The 14,397-nt window shown below is 72.2% G+C and carries 12 protein-coding genes; 6 read left to right on the top strand and 6 right to left on the bottom strand.

Annotated elements, in window-relative coordinates; genetic code table 11:
* Positions 1-86 precede the first annotated feature (86 nt).
* From ACWGIG_RS27750 to ACWGIG_RS27730, 5 genes are all read right to left on the bottom strand, one after another.
* Positions 87-3,248, bottom strand: coding sequence for an efflux RND transporter permease subunit (locus ACWGIG_RS27750; RefSeq protein WP_453324409.1), 3,162 nt, complete (start codon positions 3,246-3,248; stop codon positions 87-89).
* Positions 3,249-3,440: 192 nt separating this feature from the next.
* Positions 3,441-4,172, bottom strand: a complete 732-nt coding sequence (locus ACWGIG_RS27745) for a response regulator (protein WP_453324408.1) — start codon at positions 4,170-4,172, stop codon at positions 3,441-3,443.
* Positions 4,169-5,497, bottom strand: a complete 1,329-nt coding sequence (locus tag ACWGIG_RS27740; RefSeq protein ID WP_453324407.1) for a histidine kinase — start codon at positions 5,495-5,497, stop codon at positions 4,169-4,171. The genes ACWGIG_RS27745 and ACWGIG_RS27740 overlap by 4 nt, the downstream gene beginning before the upstream one ends.
* A 197-nt stretch (positions 5,498-5,694) precedes the next feature.
* Positions 5,695-5,973 (bottom strand): PspA-associated protein PspAA, encoded by a 279-nt coding sequence (pspAA, locus tag ACWGIG_RS27735; RefSeq protein WP_453324406.1) that lies wholly within the window; start codon positions 5,971-5,973, stop codon positions 5,695-5,697.
* Positions 5,974-5,998: 25 nt separating this feature from the next.
* Positions 5,999-6,802 carry a PspA/IM30 family protein gene (locus ACWGIG_RS27730; protein WP_453324405.1) on the bottom strand — a complete coding sequence of 268 codons (804 nt, stop codon included), beginning with the start codon at positions 6,800-6,802 and terminating at the stop codon, positions 5,999-6,001.
* A gap of 286 nt (positions 6,803-7,088) precedes the next feature.
* Here ACWGIG_RS27730 and ACWGIG_RS27725 point away from each other — a divergent pair, with 286 nt between their 5' ends.
* The 4 genes from ACWGIG_RS27725 to ACWGIG_RS27710 all read left to right on the top strand — a co-directional run bounded on the left by ACWGIG_RS27725 (position 7,089) and on the right by ACWGIG_RS27710 (position 11,547).
* Positions 7,089-7,694, top strand: coding sequence for a DUF3043 domain-containing protein (locus ACWGIG_RS27725; protein WP_453324404.1), 606 nt, complete (start codon positions 7,089-7,091; stop codon positions 7,692-7,694).
* 95 nt (positions 7,695-7,789) lie between these two features.
* Positions 7,790-8,524, top strand: coding sequence for a class I SAM-dependent methyltransferase (locus tag ACWGIG_RS27720; protein ID WP_453324410.1), 735 nt, complete (start codon positions 7,790-7,792; stop codon positions 8,522-8,524).
* A gap of 68 nt (positions 8,525-8,592) precedes the next feature.
* Positions 8,593-10,389, top strand: a complete 1,797-nt coding sequence (locus ACWGIG_RS27715) for an ABC transporter ATP-binding protein (protein ID WP_453324403.1) — start codon at positions 8,593-8,595, stop codon at positions 10,387-10,389.
* Positions 10,390-10,440: 51 nt separating this feature from the next.
* Complete coding sequence (locus ACWGIG_RS27710; protein WP_453324402.1) at positions 10,441-11,547, top strand: S1C family serine protease; 1,107 nt, start codon at positions 10,441-10,443, stop codon at positions 11,545-11,547.
* Between the two features lie 157 nt (positions 11,548-11,704).
* On the opposite strand, the gene ACWGIG_RS27705 is transcribed toward ACWGIG_RS27710, so the two are convergent.
* Positions 11,705-11,911 (bottom strand): hypothetical protein, encoded by a 207-nt coding sequence (locus tag ACWGIG_RS27705; RefSeq protein WP_398415419.1) that lies wholly within the window; start codon positions 11,909-11,911, stop codon positions 11,705-11,707.
* 81 nt (positions 11,912-11,992) lie between these two features.
* Between ACWGIG_RS27705 and ACWGIG_RS27700 the strand changes: the two genes are divergently transcribed.
* Entirely contained in the window at positions 11,993-13,186 is a 1,194-nt protein-coding gene (locus ACWGIG_RS27700; RefSeq protein ID WP_453324401.1) for a bifunctional adenosylcobinamide kinase/adenosylcobinamide-phosphate guanylyltransferase, read from the top strand.
* A gap of 70 nt (positions 13,187-13,256) precedes the next feature.
* Positions 13,257-14,390, top strand: coding sequence for a nicotinate-nucleotide--dimethylbenzimidazole phosphoribosyltransferase (gene cobT, locus ACWGIG_RS27695; protein ID WP_453324400.1), 1,134 nt, complete (start codon positions 13,257-13,259; stop codon positions 14,388-14,390).
* Positions 14,391-14,397 lie beyond the last annotated feature (7 nt).

Genomic DNA, 14,397 nt, shown 5'->3' with positions numbered 1-14,397 from the left:
CCTCCAGGGAGGGCGCCCCTTACTCATGCCTCGGCACTCATGGCCTCAGCACTCATGCTTCGGCGGGACCGGCGGAACCGGCGGGATCAGACGGTCGCGGGCTCGCGGTCGTCGTCCTTCGCCTCCGTGGCGGTGGCGTCCGGCTTCGTCCCGCCGCGCTTGGCCGCCTTCTTCGCCGCACGGCGCTCCTTGCGGAGCTCCACCACGGCGTAGAGGGTCGGCACCAGCAGGAGGGTCAGCAGGGTCGACGTGATCAGGCCGCCGATCACCACGATGGCGAGCGGCTTGGAGATGAAGCCGCCCTCGCCCGTGATGCCCAGTGCCATCGGGAGCAGCGCGAAGATCGTCGCGAGGGCCGTCATGAGGATCGGGCGCAGTCGGTGACGGCCGCCCTCGACGACGGCTTCCACGACGCCCATGCCCTGGGCCCGGTACTGGTTGATCAGGTCGATCAGCACGATCGCGTTGGTGACCACGATGCCGATGAGCATCAGCATGCCGATCATCGCCGGGACGCCCATCGGGGTACCGGTGGCGAGCAGCAGACCGATCGCACCGGTCGCCGCGAACGGGATCGAGACCAGCAGGATCAACGGCTGGATCAGTGACCTGAAGGTCGCGACCAGCAGCATGAAGACGATCGCGACGGCCGCCAGCATGGCCAGGAAGAGCTTGCTGAAGGTGTCCTCCATGTCGGAGGAGACACCGCCGATCTCGACGGTCGCGCCCGTGGGCAGGTCCGCCTTGATGTCGTTGATCTTCGACTGAAGTGCGGTGCCGACCGCGCCGGTGTTGTCGCCGACCGGCTTGGCGGTGACGGTCGCCGAGCGGGCGCCGTCGATGCGCGTCATCGAGACCGGGCCTTCGACGAGCTTGACGTCGGCGATCCTGCCGAGGGTGACGCCGGGGGCGATCGGCAGCTTCTTCAGCTCGTCCATGGTCGTCGCCGGCTTGGCGGACCTGATGACGATGTCGCGCTCGGTGCTGTCCAGCGTGGCCTTGCCGGACGGGGTGCCGCGGACCGCCTGGGCGACGACCGCGCCGAGCGCGGCGTCACTCAGGCCCGCCTCTGCGGCCTTCGGAGTGCCCTTGACGGAGATGCGCGGCACGGACTGGGCGAGGTCGCTCTGGACGTCGGTGACGTCCTTCAGACCGGCCACGGCGGAACGCACCTGCTCCGTCGCCTTGCTGAGGGTGTCCGCGTCGGCGGCCTTGACGACGACGCTCAGGTCCTGGCTGCCGAAGCCGCCGCCCGCGCCCACCTTGGTGTCACCCGCGCCCTTGAGGGCGGCGAGCTTCTTCTCCAGCTCCTCGGTGGCGGCCTCGGTGTCCTCGGCGCTCTTCAGGGTGAGCTGGTACGAGGCCTGGTTGGCGCCCGAGCCGCCGCCGAAGGCCGCCATCATCCCGGCGGAGCCGACGTTGACCTGGTAGTCCTTCACCGTGTCGACGGACTCGATGACCTTCTCGACCTTGAGGGCCGCGGCGTTCGTGGCGTCCAGGCTGGTGCCGGGCTCCAGCTTCTGCGTGAGCGAGAGGGTGTCCTGATCGCCCTGGTCGAAGAAGTTGGTCTTGAGCAGCGGGGCCATCGCGAACGTGCCGATGAGCACCACGAGGGCGATCGCCACGCTGACGAGGCGGCGCTTGGTCGCGAAGCGGAGCACGGGGACGTACATCCGCTGGAGGCGGCTCTTGTTCTCCTTCTCCTCGGAGCGGCGGCGCAGTTCCTCGGGCGCGACGCCCTCGGAGCCCTTCGGCGCGCGCAGGAACCAGTACGAGAAGACCGGGACGACGGTGAGGGAGACGAGCAGCGAGGCCAGCAGGGCGGCCGTCACCGTGATGGAGAACGAGCCGAAGAGCTGGCCGACCATGCCGCCGACGAGGCCGATCGGCAGGAAGACGGCAACGGTGGTGAGTGTCGAGGAGGTGACCGCGCCCGCGACCTCCTTGACGGCGGTGGTGATCGCCGCGTAGCGCTCCTCGCCGTAGGAGAGGTGCCGCTTGATGTTCTCCAGGACGACGATCGAGTCGTCGACGACGCGGCCGATCGCGATGGTCAGCGCGCCGAGGGTGAGGACGTTGAGGGACAGGTCCTTCGTCCACAGCACGATCAGCGCGAGGACCACCGACAGGGGGATGGAGATCGCGGTGACCAGCGTCGAGCGGATCGACGCCAGGAAGATCAGGATGATGACGACCGCGAAGGCCAGGCCGAGCGCACCCTCGGTGGTGAGGCCGGAGATCGACTTGGAGACCGAGGGGCCCTGGTCGAAGACCGTGGTCAGCTCGCTGCCTGCGCCCAGGCTCGCGCGCAGCTCGGGGAGCTTGTCCTTGACCGCGTCGGAGATGGCGACGGCGCTGCCGTCCTGGTCCATGGTGATCGAGACCGACAGGCTGGGCTTGCCGTTGGTACGGGTCAGGGAGGTGGCAGCGGCGGGCTGCTCCTTGACCGTGGCCACATCACCCAGGCGTACGGGCCTGGGCGGCGCGCTCTGACCCGGGGTGGGCTGACCGCTGACCCGCAGGTCCTCGATCTGCTTCAGCGAGGTGAGGTTCCCGCCGACCTGCACGGTGCGGGACTTGCCGTCCTCGGCGAAGGCGCCGGCCGGGACGGTGGCGCCCGCCTGCTGGAGGGCCTGGCCGAGCGTCATCGCGTTGAGCCCGGCGGCGGCCAGCTCGGCGTCGTTCGGGGTGACCGCGACCTGGAGCTCCTGGACACCGGCGACGGTGACCTGGCTGACGCCGTCGATGTTCTGCAGGACGGGGACGACGCTGCGGTCCAGCCGGTCGGCGAGCGCCTGCTGGTCCTGGTTCGCGGTCACGGCGAGCGTGACGGTCGGCAGGTCGTCGGTCGAACCGGCCACGACCTGCGGGTCGACGTCCTTGGGGAGCTGCGCCCTGGACCGGTTCACGGCCTGCTGGACGTCGGCGACGAGCTGCTTGGTGCCGTCGTCCCCGTAGTCGAACTGGGCCATGATCACGGCGGAGCCCTCGCTCGCCGTGGACGTCACGGACTCGATGCCGTCGACGGCCTTGAGCGCGTTCTCCAGCGGCTCGACGACCTGCTTCTCGACCACGTCCGGAGCGGCACCCTGGTACGGGGCGATCACGGACACCATCGGAAGCTCGATCGTGGGCAGCAGTTGCTGCTTGAGCTGGGGAATCGCGACCGCGCCGAACACGATCGCGACGATCGATATCAGCCCGATCAAGGCCCGCTGGGCGAGGCTGAACCTGGACAGCCAGGACATGGGTGGGATCTCTCTTCTGTGGCGATCTGTGGCGAGCGAAGCAGGCGGCCCCCGGGACGGGGGTCCGTGTGCGGGGCAGGCGGACGCGAGGGTCCTTTCATACGATCAGCCATCGGAAGAGGTCGATTCCTCGCTCCCAGGTCCCCTTCTCGTCCGGGGTGTACCGCAGGCGCAGTACGCGGGAGTACGCCGTCACTCCACCCGTGGGCGTACAAGGCCGGATTCGTACGCGAAAACCACCAGCTGTGCCCGGTCGCGGGCGCCGAGCTTCGCCATCGCACGGTTGACGTGCGTCTTGACGGTGAGGGGGCTGACGGCGAGGAGCTCGGCGATCTCGTCGTTGGAGTTGCCGCCCGCGACGTGGGCGAGGACCTCGCGCTCGCGGACGGTGAGGGTGGCGAGGCGGGCCGCGCGGGCACCGTCGGCCACCGGGGGCGTGCTCGGGAGCTCGCCCTGCTTGAGGAAGGTCGCGATGAGGCCCTTGGTCGCGGCGGGCGAGAGCAGGGCCTCGCCGCCGGCGGCGATCCGGATGGCGTTGAGGAGCTCGTCGGGCTCGGCGCCCTTGCCGAGGAAGCCGGAGGCGCCCGCCCTGATCGACTCGACGACGTACTCGTCGACCTCGAAGGTGGTCAGCATCACGACGTGCACGGCGGCGAGTTCGGGGTCGGCGCCGATCGCGCGGGTCGCGGCGAGGCCGTCCGTGCCGGGCATGCGGATGTCCATCAGGACGACGTCCGGCCGGTGTGCGCGGGTCAGTTCGAGGGCCTGGGCGCCGTCGGCGGCCTCACCGACAACCTCCATGTCGGGCTCGGAGTCGACGAGGACGCGGAAGGCGCTGCGCAGGAGGGCCTGGTCGTCGGCGAGGAGGACCTTGATGGGGGGCATCGTGAGAGCGGGCGGTGGCAGGGGCTGCTCGATGGTCATGGTGCGTGGTCCTCCCCCGGGCCGGACTGCGGACGGGCCTGTGCCGTGGCCTTGGTGGTGGCCGCTGTACCGGTGTGCGTGCCGGTGGCCCGGTGCGTGCCGGTCGACGCACCGGCCGTGTCGGGCAGGATCGCATGGACGCGGAAGCCGCCGCCTGGTCGGGGGCCCGCGGAGAGGGTGCCGCCGAGGGCGCCGACGCGTTCGTGCATGCCGATGAGGCCGTGGCCGCCGTCGGCCTCGGGCGGCGGGGTCTCCGTACCGTCGTCGACGACGGTGACCTCGATCGAGGCCCCGGCCCGTACGACGCTGACCTCGGCCTTCGCGTCCGGGCCCGCGTGCTTGCGGACGTTGGTGAGGGCCTCCTGGATGATCCGGTACGCGGCCAGGTCGACGGAGGCGGCGAGCGGTCCGCCGTCGGTACGGGCCAGCTCGACGGGGAGCCCGGCATTGCGGAACGTGTCGAGGAGCCCGTCCAGGACACCGAGGCCGGGGGCGGGCTCGGTGGGGGCCTGGGGGTCGCCGGACTGGCGGAGCAGGCCGACGGTGGCGCGGAGTTCGCCCAGTGCGGACCGGCTGGCCTCGCGGACGTGCGCCAGGGCCTCCTTGGCCAGGTCGGGACGCTTGTCCATGACGTGCGCCGCCACTCCCGCCTGGACGTTGACCAGGGCGATGTGGTGGGCGACGACGTCGTGCAGGTCCCGGGCGATACGGAGCCGCTCCTCGGCGACCCGGCGCCTGGCCTCCTCCTCCCGGGTCCGCTCGGCCCGCTCGGCACGCTCCCTGATCGCGTCGATGAACGCGCGGCGGGAGCGGACCGCGTCGCCCGCGCTGGCGCCGATCCCCGTCCAGGCGAACAGCCCCAGGTTCTCCTGCGCGTACCAGGGGCCGTCGCTGAAACACATCGCGGCGCCGGTGAGCCCGGCCATGGTGAGCAGACCGATGCGCCAGGTGGTGGGCCGGTCGGTGCGGGCGGCGACGGTGTAGAGCGCGACGACGGCGCTCATCGCGACGGGCGCGGGCGGGTCCATGGGCGCGAGGGCGAACCCGACGACGGTGAGTGCGCAGGTCACGGCCAGTACGGGCAGGGGCCGACGGCGGCGGTGCACGAGGGCGGCGGCGGCCAGCACCATGAGCACGATGCCGCGGACGCCGGGGGCGCGGGTGCCGAAGGAGGGGCCGTGCATGCCGTCGTGCGGATCGGCGAACGATCCGATGATCATGCACGCGAGGACGACGGCCGCGATCGCGCCGTCGACGACGAGGGGATGGCCACGCAGCCAGGACCGGGTGCGGGGAAGGCCGGTGCGGAGGCTGGGGGCGGTCATGCTTTTTACGGTACGGGTACGGGGTCCTGCCCTGGGACGGGCAACCTCAGCCGGCCCGCACCGGTGCACGTGCCGGAGCGAGGTGGGGCTTCGCGTGGGGGGCCGCCCCCTTGCCCACCCGTCCCGCCCCCGGGGGGGCGGCCCCGCTGCCCAAGGAGGCTCGGGGGCTAGGGAGCAGGACCGGGCCGTCCCGGGGGTCAGCCCGGGATGAGGCCGTCGTCGGAGAGCATGGCGCGGACTTCCTCCAGCGTGGAGTCCGGCGCCGGGAGGATCAGTTCCGACGGCTCCAGGGAGTCGTCGGCGAGGGGCGCGCCCAGGGTGCGCACCGCATCCAGGAGCGCCTCCAGCGTGCGCCGGAATCCCGGCCCGTCGCCGTTCTCCATCTCGGCCAGCAGTTCGTCGTCGAGCGCATTGAGCTCGACGAAGTGGCTGTCGGCCAGGTCGAGCTGACCCTCGCCCATGATCCGTACGATCACGGCGCTCCTCCTCCTGCTTGTCGAACTACTGCTTGTCGAACCTGGGGTGGGACTGACCCTGATTCTGACCCTGGCCGCTGCCCGCCGCATCCTGCTGGCCACCCTCGATGGCCTGCTGGGACGGGCCGCCGGACAGTTCCGCCTTCATGCGCTGGAGCTCCAGCTCGACGTCCGTACCGCCGGAGAGGCGGTCCAGCTCGGCCTGGATGTCGTCCTTGGCGAGCCCGGACTGGTCGTCCAGCGCGCCCGAGGCGAGCAGCTCGTCGATCGCGCCCGCGCGGGCCTGCAGCTGCGCGGTCTTGTCCTCGGCACGCTGGATCGCGACGCCGACGTCGCTCATCTCCTCGGAGATGCCGGAGAAGGACTCCGCGATCCGGGTCTGTGCCTGCGCCGCCGTGTAGGTGGCCTTGATGGTCTCCTTCTTCGTACGGAAGGCGTCGACCTTGGCCTGGAGGCGCTGCGCGGCGAGGGTGAGCTTCTCCTCCTCGCCCTGGAGGGTCTGGTGCTGCACCTCCAGGTCGGAGACCTGCTGCTGCAGCGCGGCACGGCGGGACAGGGCCTCGCGGGCGAGGTCCTCCCGGCCCAGTGCGAGCGCCTTGCGGCCCTGGTCCTCCAGCTTGGAGGACTGGCTCTGCAGCCCGTTCAGCTGCAGTTCGAGGCGCTTGCGCGACGTCGCCACGTCGGCGACTCCCCTGCGTACCTTCTGAAGCAGCTCAAGCTGCTTCTGGTACGAGTAATCCAGCGTCTCCCGCGGGTCTTCGGCCCGGTCAAGGGCCTTGTTCGCCTTCGCGCGGAAGATCATCCCCATACGCTTCATGACACCGCTCATGGGCTTCGCGCGCCCCCTTCTGACGGACTTCAGGCTCCTGGCCACTCCACAGACCCCACAGTACGGGCCCTGTCTCCATTACCGCACTGTTCCGATGCCGATGTGCTCCTCCTCCAGGACGACTGTGCGCGGGCCGGCTCAGGCGTAGGGAGTAGAGGAGACCCTGGTACGCGCCCGGGCGGGACCGTGGGAAACGCACCGGACAGGGCCGTACGGACGCAGCTGTTGCCGGATCGTTCCCCGCAAGGCTGGGGTCCATGCGCCGCACCCCGTACCCTTGGGTTTTGTGTTCCGTAGCCGTGCCAACTCCAGCGCTGAGAAGACCGCCGCCGCCGACAAGGTGACTGCCGACCTCTCCAAGCAGCCCCGTGACCCGCAGGCGCCCAAGGGGCGCCCCACCCCCAAGCGCGCCGTCGCGCAGTCGCAGCGCCGCAGCGCCGCGACCGTGCCGGCGAACCGCAAGGAGGCGATGAAGCGCCAGCGGGAAGCCCGCCGTGCCGACCTCGCCAAGCAGCGGGAGGCCCTCGCCAGCGGCGACGAGCGCTACCTGCCCGCCCGCGACAAGGGCCCGGTGCGCCGCTTCGTCCGCGACTACGTCGACTCGCGCTTCTGCGTGGCGGAGTTCTTCCTGCCGATGGCAGTGGTCATCCTCGTGATGAGCATGATCCAGGTCGGCAACCTGCAGACGGTCTCGCTGCTGCTGTGGATGATCGTCATCGTGCTGATCGTGCTCGACTCGATCGGCCTGTTCCTCCGCATCAAGAAGCAGCTGAACGTGCGGTTCCCCGACGAGCCCAAGCGCGGCGCCGTGGCCTACGGCCTGATGCGCTCGCTCCAGATGCGCCGCCTGCGCCTGCCGAAGCCGCAGGTCAAGCGCGGAGAGCGACCCTGAGCCGGGAAAACCCCCACGCTCCGGAAGCCTCGTCGACCGCCCCTGTGGCGGGTTTCGACGGGGCTTCCGCCGCATGGCTGGCCGGTCTGGGGGGACTGCGCAACAGGGTCGGGCAGGAACTGGTCGCCCGTCAGCTCGACGAGCAGATATCCGGCCGCTTCCCGGTCGGACAGCGGCTGCGGATACTCGACGTCGGCATGGGCCGGGGCACCCAGGCGCTGCGCCTCGCGCGCGCCGGGCACAGGGTGACGGGCCTGGAGGCCGACGCGGGCATGCTGGCGACCGCCCGCGAGGCCCTCGCCGTCGAGCCCGCCGGGATCCGCGAGCGGGTCCGGCTGCTGCAGGGCGACGGCCGTGACACCGGTGTGCACTTCCTGCCGGGCAGCTTCGACGTGGTGCTGTGCCACGGGGTGCTGATGTACGTCCAGGAGCCGGACGCCCTGGTGGCGGGCCTGGCCCGGATGCTGGCGCCCGGCGGGCTGCTGTCCCTGCTCGTACGGAACGCGGACGCGCTGGCCATGCGGCCCGCGCTCGCCGGGGACTGGGCGGGCGCTCTTGGCGCGCTGGACACGGACGCGTACACCAACCGGCTGGGGCTGGCGGTGCGGGCGGACCGGCTCGACGCGCTGACCGCGACGCTGGCCGGGATCGCGGCCCCGCTGCACGCCTGGTACGGGGTGCGCGTCTTCACCGACCACGTGCCGAACGAGGCGCCGCCGCTCCCCGAGGAGGAGCTGGCGCAGGTGATCGCCCTGGAGGACAGGGCCGGCCGGACGGATCCGTACCGGAGAGTGGCGGCGCTGCTGCACCTGTGCGGGGTACGGGGCTGAGGGGCGAGCGGTGAAATCCGTTCACCGGGGCGGTCAGGCGTGCGGCCCCACTTTGCGTCCTCTTTAACGTGGCCACGACAACCGAAAAGACCGGGGACCCGGTCAGTACCCCCAAACTGCCCGCGCGCGAGACCTGGCGCGCCCTCTACCAGCACTTCCGTCCGCACCGCTGGGCGGTCGCGCTCGGCGCGCTGCTCACCCTGATCGGCGCGGCGTCCAGCCTCGCGCAGCCGCTCGCGGCCCAGGCGCTCGTCGAGCGGCTCGGTGGGGACGGGTCGATCACCGGGCTGCTTGTGATGCTCGCCGGACTGGTGGTGCTCGGAACAGCGGTGCAGTCCGTCGGTTCGTACGTCCTGGAGCGCACCGCCGAGACGGTGGTCCTGGTCGCCCGCCGCAATCTGATCGGCCGACTGCTGCGGCTGCGGGTGCCCGAGGTGGAGCGCACCCAGCCGGGTGACCTGATGTCCCGGGTCACCTCCGACACGACGTTGCTGCGCGCGGTCACCACGAGTTCGATCGTCTCGGCGGCGACCGGCAGCCTGACCTTCCTGGCGACGATCGCGCTGATGGCGTACCTGGACCCGGTACTGCTCGGGGTCACGCTCGGGGTGATCCTGCTGATCGGCGGGGCCGTCGGGTTCGTCATGCCGAAGATCGCGCAGGCGACGAAGCAGTCGCAGGAGGCGATCGGGGCGATCTCGACCGTGCTGGAGCGTGCCTTCGGCGCCTTCCGGACGGTCAAGGCATCGGGTGCCGAGGCACGCGAGGCCGCGGTGGTGGAGGCCGCCGCGCAGGAGGCCTGGCGGCACGGCGTGCGTTCCGCCAAGTGGCAGGCCCTGGCGGGGAGTTCGGTCGGTCTTGCGGTCCAGATGTCGTTCCTGGTGGTGCTGGGGATCGGCGGGGCGCGGGTCGCCTCGGGGGCCATCTCGGTGGCGACCCTGATCGCCTTCCTGCTCTACCTCTTCTGGCTGATCGACCCGATCAGCCAGCTGGTGAACGCGGTCACCGAGTACCAGATGGGCTCGGCGGCGGTGGCCCGGATCGTGGACGCGGAGAAGCTGGAGGTGGAGGAGCCGGGGGCGGCGCTCGCCCCGGTGGGGGGCGGGCCCGCGCAGGTCGCCTTCGAGGGCGTCTCCTTCCGCTACCGGGACGACCTTCCGTACGTCCATCACGGCGTCGACTTCGACGTGCCGGGCGGTGGCATGACCGCCTTCGTCGGCCCTTCGGGGGCCGGGAAGACGACCGTCTTCGGGCTGATCGAGCGCTTCTACGAGGCGACGGGCGGCCGGGTGCTCGTCGACGGCCGCGACGTACGGGACTGGCCGCTCGCCGACCTGCGCGCCGCCATCGGGTACGTGGAGCAGGACTCCCCGGTGCTGGCGGGGACCCTGCGGGAGAACCTGGTGTTCGCCGCACCGGACGCGACGGACGGGGCGATACGGGAAGTACTCGTCAAGGCCCGGCTGGACGGCCTGGTGGACCGGTTGCCCGACGGTCTTGAGACGGTGGTCGGGCACCGGGGCTCCAAGCTCTCGGGCGGCGAGCGGCAGCGGGTCGCGATCGCGCGGGCGCTGCTGCGGGGGCCCCGGCTGCTGCTCCTCGACGAGGCGACCTCGCAGCTCGACGCGGTCAACGAGCTGGCGCTGCGCGACGCGGTCGCGGAGGCGGCACGGGAGACGACGGTGCTGGTGGTGGCGCACCGGCTCTCCACGGTGACGCTCGCCGACCGGATCGTGGTGATGGACGCGGGAAAGGTACGGGCCGTGGGCACGCATGCGGAGCTGGTGGCGGGGGACGCGCTGTACGGGGAGCTGGCGGCGACGCAGTTCCTGCACGCGGAGTCGGCGGCGCCTTCGACCCCCTGATCGGCCCCTTCCGGCGGGCCGTGCCGTACGGACCGAAGGGACACTCCAGTCATGGACGAACGCTCTCTTTACCGCGCCCCCGCACGCCGCACCGCCGTACCCCGGCGGGTGCTGGCGGGGCTGGGCGTCTGCTCCGTGGTGCTGGCGGGGTGTTCGGATCCGGCGCCGAAGGATGCGGCCCCCGCTCCTGCTGCTACTTCCGCGTCCGCCTCCCCCTCGCGTGCTTCCGGCACGCGGGAGCTGGAGGAGGACTACCAGCGGGTGATCAAGGACGTCCTGCCGTCGGTCGTCCAGATCGACGCGCGGAGCGGGCTCGGGTCCGGGGTCGTGTACGACGACAAGGGCCACGTCGTCACCAACGCCCATGTGGTGGGCGACGAGAAGGAGTTCAAGGTCACCGTCGCCACCAGGGGCGGTGACCCGATGACGGCGAAACTGGTGGCGGCCTATCCGGAACAGGACCTGGCCGTCATCAAGCTGGAGAAGGTGCCGGACGGGCTGAAGGCGGCCCGCTTCGGGGACTCGGCGAAGGTGGAGGTCGGGCAGATCGTCCTCGCCATGGGCAGCCCGCTGGGGCTGTCCAGCAGTGTCACCCAGGGCATCGTGTCGGCGGTCGGCCGCACGGTCAGCGAACCCCGGCAGGGCGGCGGGACCGGCGCCACCATCGGGAACATGGTGCAGACGTCCGCCGCGATCAACCCCGGCAACAGCGGGGGCGCACTGGTCGACCTGGACGGCCGGGTCATCGGCATCCCGACGCTCGCGGCGACGGATCCGCAGCTCGGGGGCTCGGCGGCGCCGGGCATCGGGTTCGCGATCCCGGCGTCGATGGTGCGGACGGTCGCGGACCAGATCGTCAAGGACGGCAAGGTCACGGACTCGGGCCGGGCGGCGCTGGGGGTGTCCGGGCGGACGGTCCTGGACGACGACTTCCAGCCCGCGGGGGTGGCGGTGGCATCGGTCCAGAAGGGCGGGGCCGCGGCGAAGGCGGGGATCGAAGCGGGGGACATTCTGGTCGGCTTCGGCGGGCAGCCGTTGACGACGATCACGTCGCTGAGCGAAGCGCTGGCTTCTTCGAAGCCGGGGGCGAAGGTGAAGGTCGCCTATCAGCGGGACGGGGTGAAGAAGGAGGTGGAGGTGACACTCGGGGAGATGTAGGGGCGGGGTGAGGCGGGCCGGGCCGGCCAGGCCGGTGGTCGTGGTGCGGGTGCGTCGTGGCTGGTCGCGCAGTTCCCCGCGCCCCTGAATGCCGTCCTCTCGGGCACAGGGGGCGGCCCCACGCGGAGCTCCGCGCCCCCGGCCGCCCCCGCGAGGTCTACCCCTCCGCGTTCAGACTCATCGGGCCGTACACCTTCGTCCCGTCCTCCGACAGGATCACCTGCGCCGCCCCGCCCTCCAGCAGGTCCTTCCAGACCTCGCCGAGCCAGGACTCCGCGTCGCCCTGCGTGGTGAACTCCTCCGGTTCCACCGCCGGTTGGACCTCGGTCCCGCCTGCCGTCTCGAATCGCCACGTCCACGCCATGTACGCCTCCCGGATCGTCTCGATGCTGCCCGCAGCGTAACCGGGCGCGCAGCACGCACAAGGACGCGGGAGGATCGACCTGTGGAACTCACTCTCCTCGGCACGGCCGCACCCGCAGGACTGCCCCGCCCCGACTGCCCCTGCGCGACCTGCGCCACCGCCAGGGCCGCGCACGCGCGCGGCGCGACCTCGCTGCTGGTGGACGGGGCGCTGCTGCTCGACCTGACGCCGGGAGCGGCGCTGGCCGCCGCCCGGGCGGGGCAGTCGCTCGGGGGCGTACGGCAGGTCCTGCTCACGCATCCGCACGACGGGCCGCCCGTCGAACTGCCGCCGGGACTGCCGCGGGCCGGGCGGGTGCCGGACGGACAGGAGTTGACGCTGATCAGCGGGCACCGGGTGCGGGCCGTGCCGATGGACTCCCCCGGTACGGGATACGAGGTGACGTCGGCGGAGGGCGGCCGGCTGCTGTACCTGCCGCGGGGCGGCTCGCCCGCGGGCGAGGGCGGGGTGCGCCCGTACGACCTGGTGGTGATGGACGTCATCGGGCGGCCGGACGCACTGGCCAAGCTGCGCGGCTGGGGTGCGGTCACCGGGACGACGGACGTGGTCGCCGTACACCTGGATCACGACGTGCCGACGCCCGCGGAGGCCGGCCGGCGGCTGGCCGCGCTCGGGGCCAGGGCCGTGCCGGACGGGACGACGCTCGTGGTCGGCGAGTACCAGGAGGTGCCCGACGTGCCCGGGCGCACCCTCGTGCTGGGCGGGGCCAGGTCGGGGAAGTCGGTGGAGGCCGAGCGGCGGCTGGAGGGCTTTCCTGGGGTCGTGTACGTCGCGACCGGCGGGCGGCGGGACGGCGACCGGGAGTGGGCCGAGCGGATCGGGCTGCACCGGGAGCGGCGTCCCGGCAGCTGGCGCACCGAGGAGACGTGCGAGCTGGCGGGGCTGCTGGAGCAGGACGGGCCGCCGTTGCTGATCGACTGCCTGGCCCTGTGGCTGACGGACGCGATGGACCGGGTCGGGGCGTGGGACGACGAGAAGTGGGCGGCGGACGGGCGCCACGCGCTGCGGGAGCGGACCGGGGAGCTGGTGCGGGCGGTTCGGGAGACCCGGCGGACGGTCGTCGCGGTGAGCAACGAGGTGGGCTCGGGGGTCGTTCCGGCGACGGCGAGCGGCCGGCGGTTCCGTGACGAACTGGGGCGGCTGAACACGACGTTCGCGGCGGAGTGCGAGCAGGTGCTGCTGGTGGTGGCGGGACAGGCGCTGGTGCTGCGCTGAGGGGACCGCTGGGGGAAGGACCCGCTGGGAGGGCTCAGGATTACGCCGTACGGCCGGTACTGTTCGGCGAATGAGCGCGCTGAATCTCGACGACTTCTCCGACCTGATCGAACGCCCCGACAGCGGCGTCCGGCGTGACGCCGAGGACCGCCGGGAGCGCCTCGCGGTGGCACCCGGCACGCTGGGCAGGCTCGACGAGCTGGGCGAGTGGCTGGCCGCCGCCCAGGGGGCCGTCCCGGTCAGGCCCGTGGAGCGGGCGAAGGTGGTGCTGTTCGCCGGTGACCACGGGGTGGCCGGTCTCGACGTGTCCGTGCGCGAGGCGGGTTCCGCGCACCGGCTGGTGCGGGCGGTGCTCGACGGCGCAAGCCCCGTGGCCGTGCTGGCGCGGCGGCTCGGGGTGCAGGTGCGGATCGTCGACGCCGGCGTCGACTGCGACCCCGCGCTGCTGCCCGAGGAGGTCGTGCGCCACCGGGTGCGGCGCGGTTCGGGACGCATCGACGTCGAGGACGCGCTGACCGCGGAGGAGGCCGAGACCGCCGTACGGCTGGGCATGGCGATCGCCGACGAGGAGGCCGACTCCGGGACCGATCTCGTGGTGCTCGGGGATCTGAGCGTCGGCGGTACGACCGTCGCGGCCACACTCGTCGCCGCGCTGTGCGGCACGGACGCCTCGGTGGTCACCGGGCGCGGCGGCGCCCACATCGACGACCTGGCGTGGATGCGCAAGTGCGCGGCGGTGCGGGACTCGCTGCGGCGGGCCAGGCCGGTGCTCGGCGACCAGTTGGAGCTCCTCGCCACCGTGGGCGGGGCGGACGTCGCGGCGATGACCGGATTCCTGCTCCAGTGCGCGGTGCGCCGTACGCCCGTGATCCTGGACGGCGTGGTGTCGGCGGCGTGCGCGCTGGTGGCGCAGCGGGCCGCGTTCCGGGCGCCGGACTGGTGGCTGGCGGGGCACGCGAGCGGTGAGCCCGCGCAGGCGAAGGCGCTGGACCGGATGGCGCTCAACCCTCTGATCGACCAGGGCGTCACTGTGGGGGAAGGAACTGGGGCATTGCTGGCGCTTCCGCTGGTGCAGGCCGCTGCCGCGCTGGCCGCGGAGCTGCCGGTGCGGGAGGAGGCGGCCGAGGACGCCGACGGCATCGAAGGTGCCGCGGCGGAAGCGGACGGCGCGGGCAGCACGGACGCCACGGTCAGCACGGACTGAGCCGCCC

The organism is Streptomyces sp. NPDC054863 (genome assembly GCF_053610825.1).
The sequence above is the reverse complement of the archived record's forward strand: the minus strand, read 5'-3'. Positions and strand labels throughout refer to the sequence as shown.

Coding starts and splice junctions, on each gene's coding strand:
- cobT (WP_453324400.1), top strand. CDS start 13,257: ATGAGCGCGCTGAATCTCGACGACTTCTCCGACCTGATCGAACGCCCC.
- ACWGIG_RS27705 (WP_398415419.1), bottom strand. CDS start 11,911: ATGGCGTGGACGTGGCGATTCGAGACGGCAGGCGGGACCGAGGTCCAA.
- ACWGIG_RS27750 (WP_453324409.1), bottom strand. CDS start 3,248: ATGTCCTGGCTGTCCAGGTTCAGCCTCGCCCAGCGGGCCTTGATCGGG.
- ACWGIG_RS27740 (WP_453324407.1), bottom strand. CDS start 5,497: ATGACCGCCCCCAGCCTCCGCACCGGCCTTCCCCGCACCCGGTCCTGG.
- ACWGIG_RS27730 (WP_453324405.1), bottom strand. CDS start 6,802: ATGAGCGGTGTCATGAAGCGTATGGGGATGATCTTCCGCGCGAAGGCG.
- ACWGIG_RS27745 (WP_453324408.1), bottom strand. CDS start 4,172: ATGACCATCGAGCAGCCCCTGCCACCGCCCGCTCTCACGATGCCCCCC.
- ACWGIG_RS27710 (WP_453324402.1), top strand. CDS start 10,441: ATGGACGAACGCTCTCTTTACCGCGCCCCCGCACGCCGCACCGCCGTA.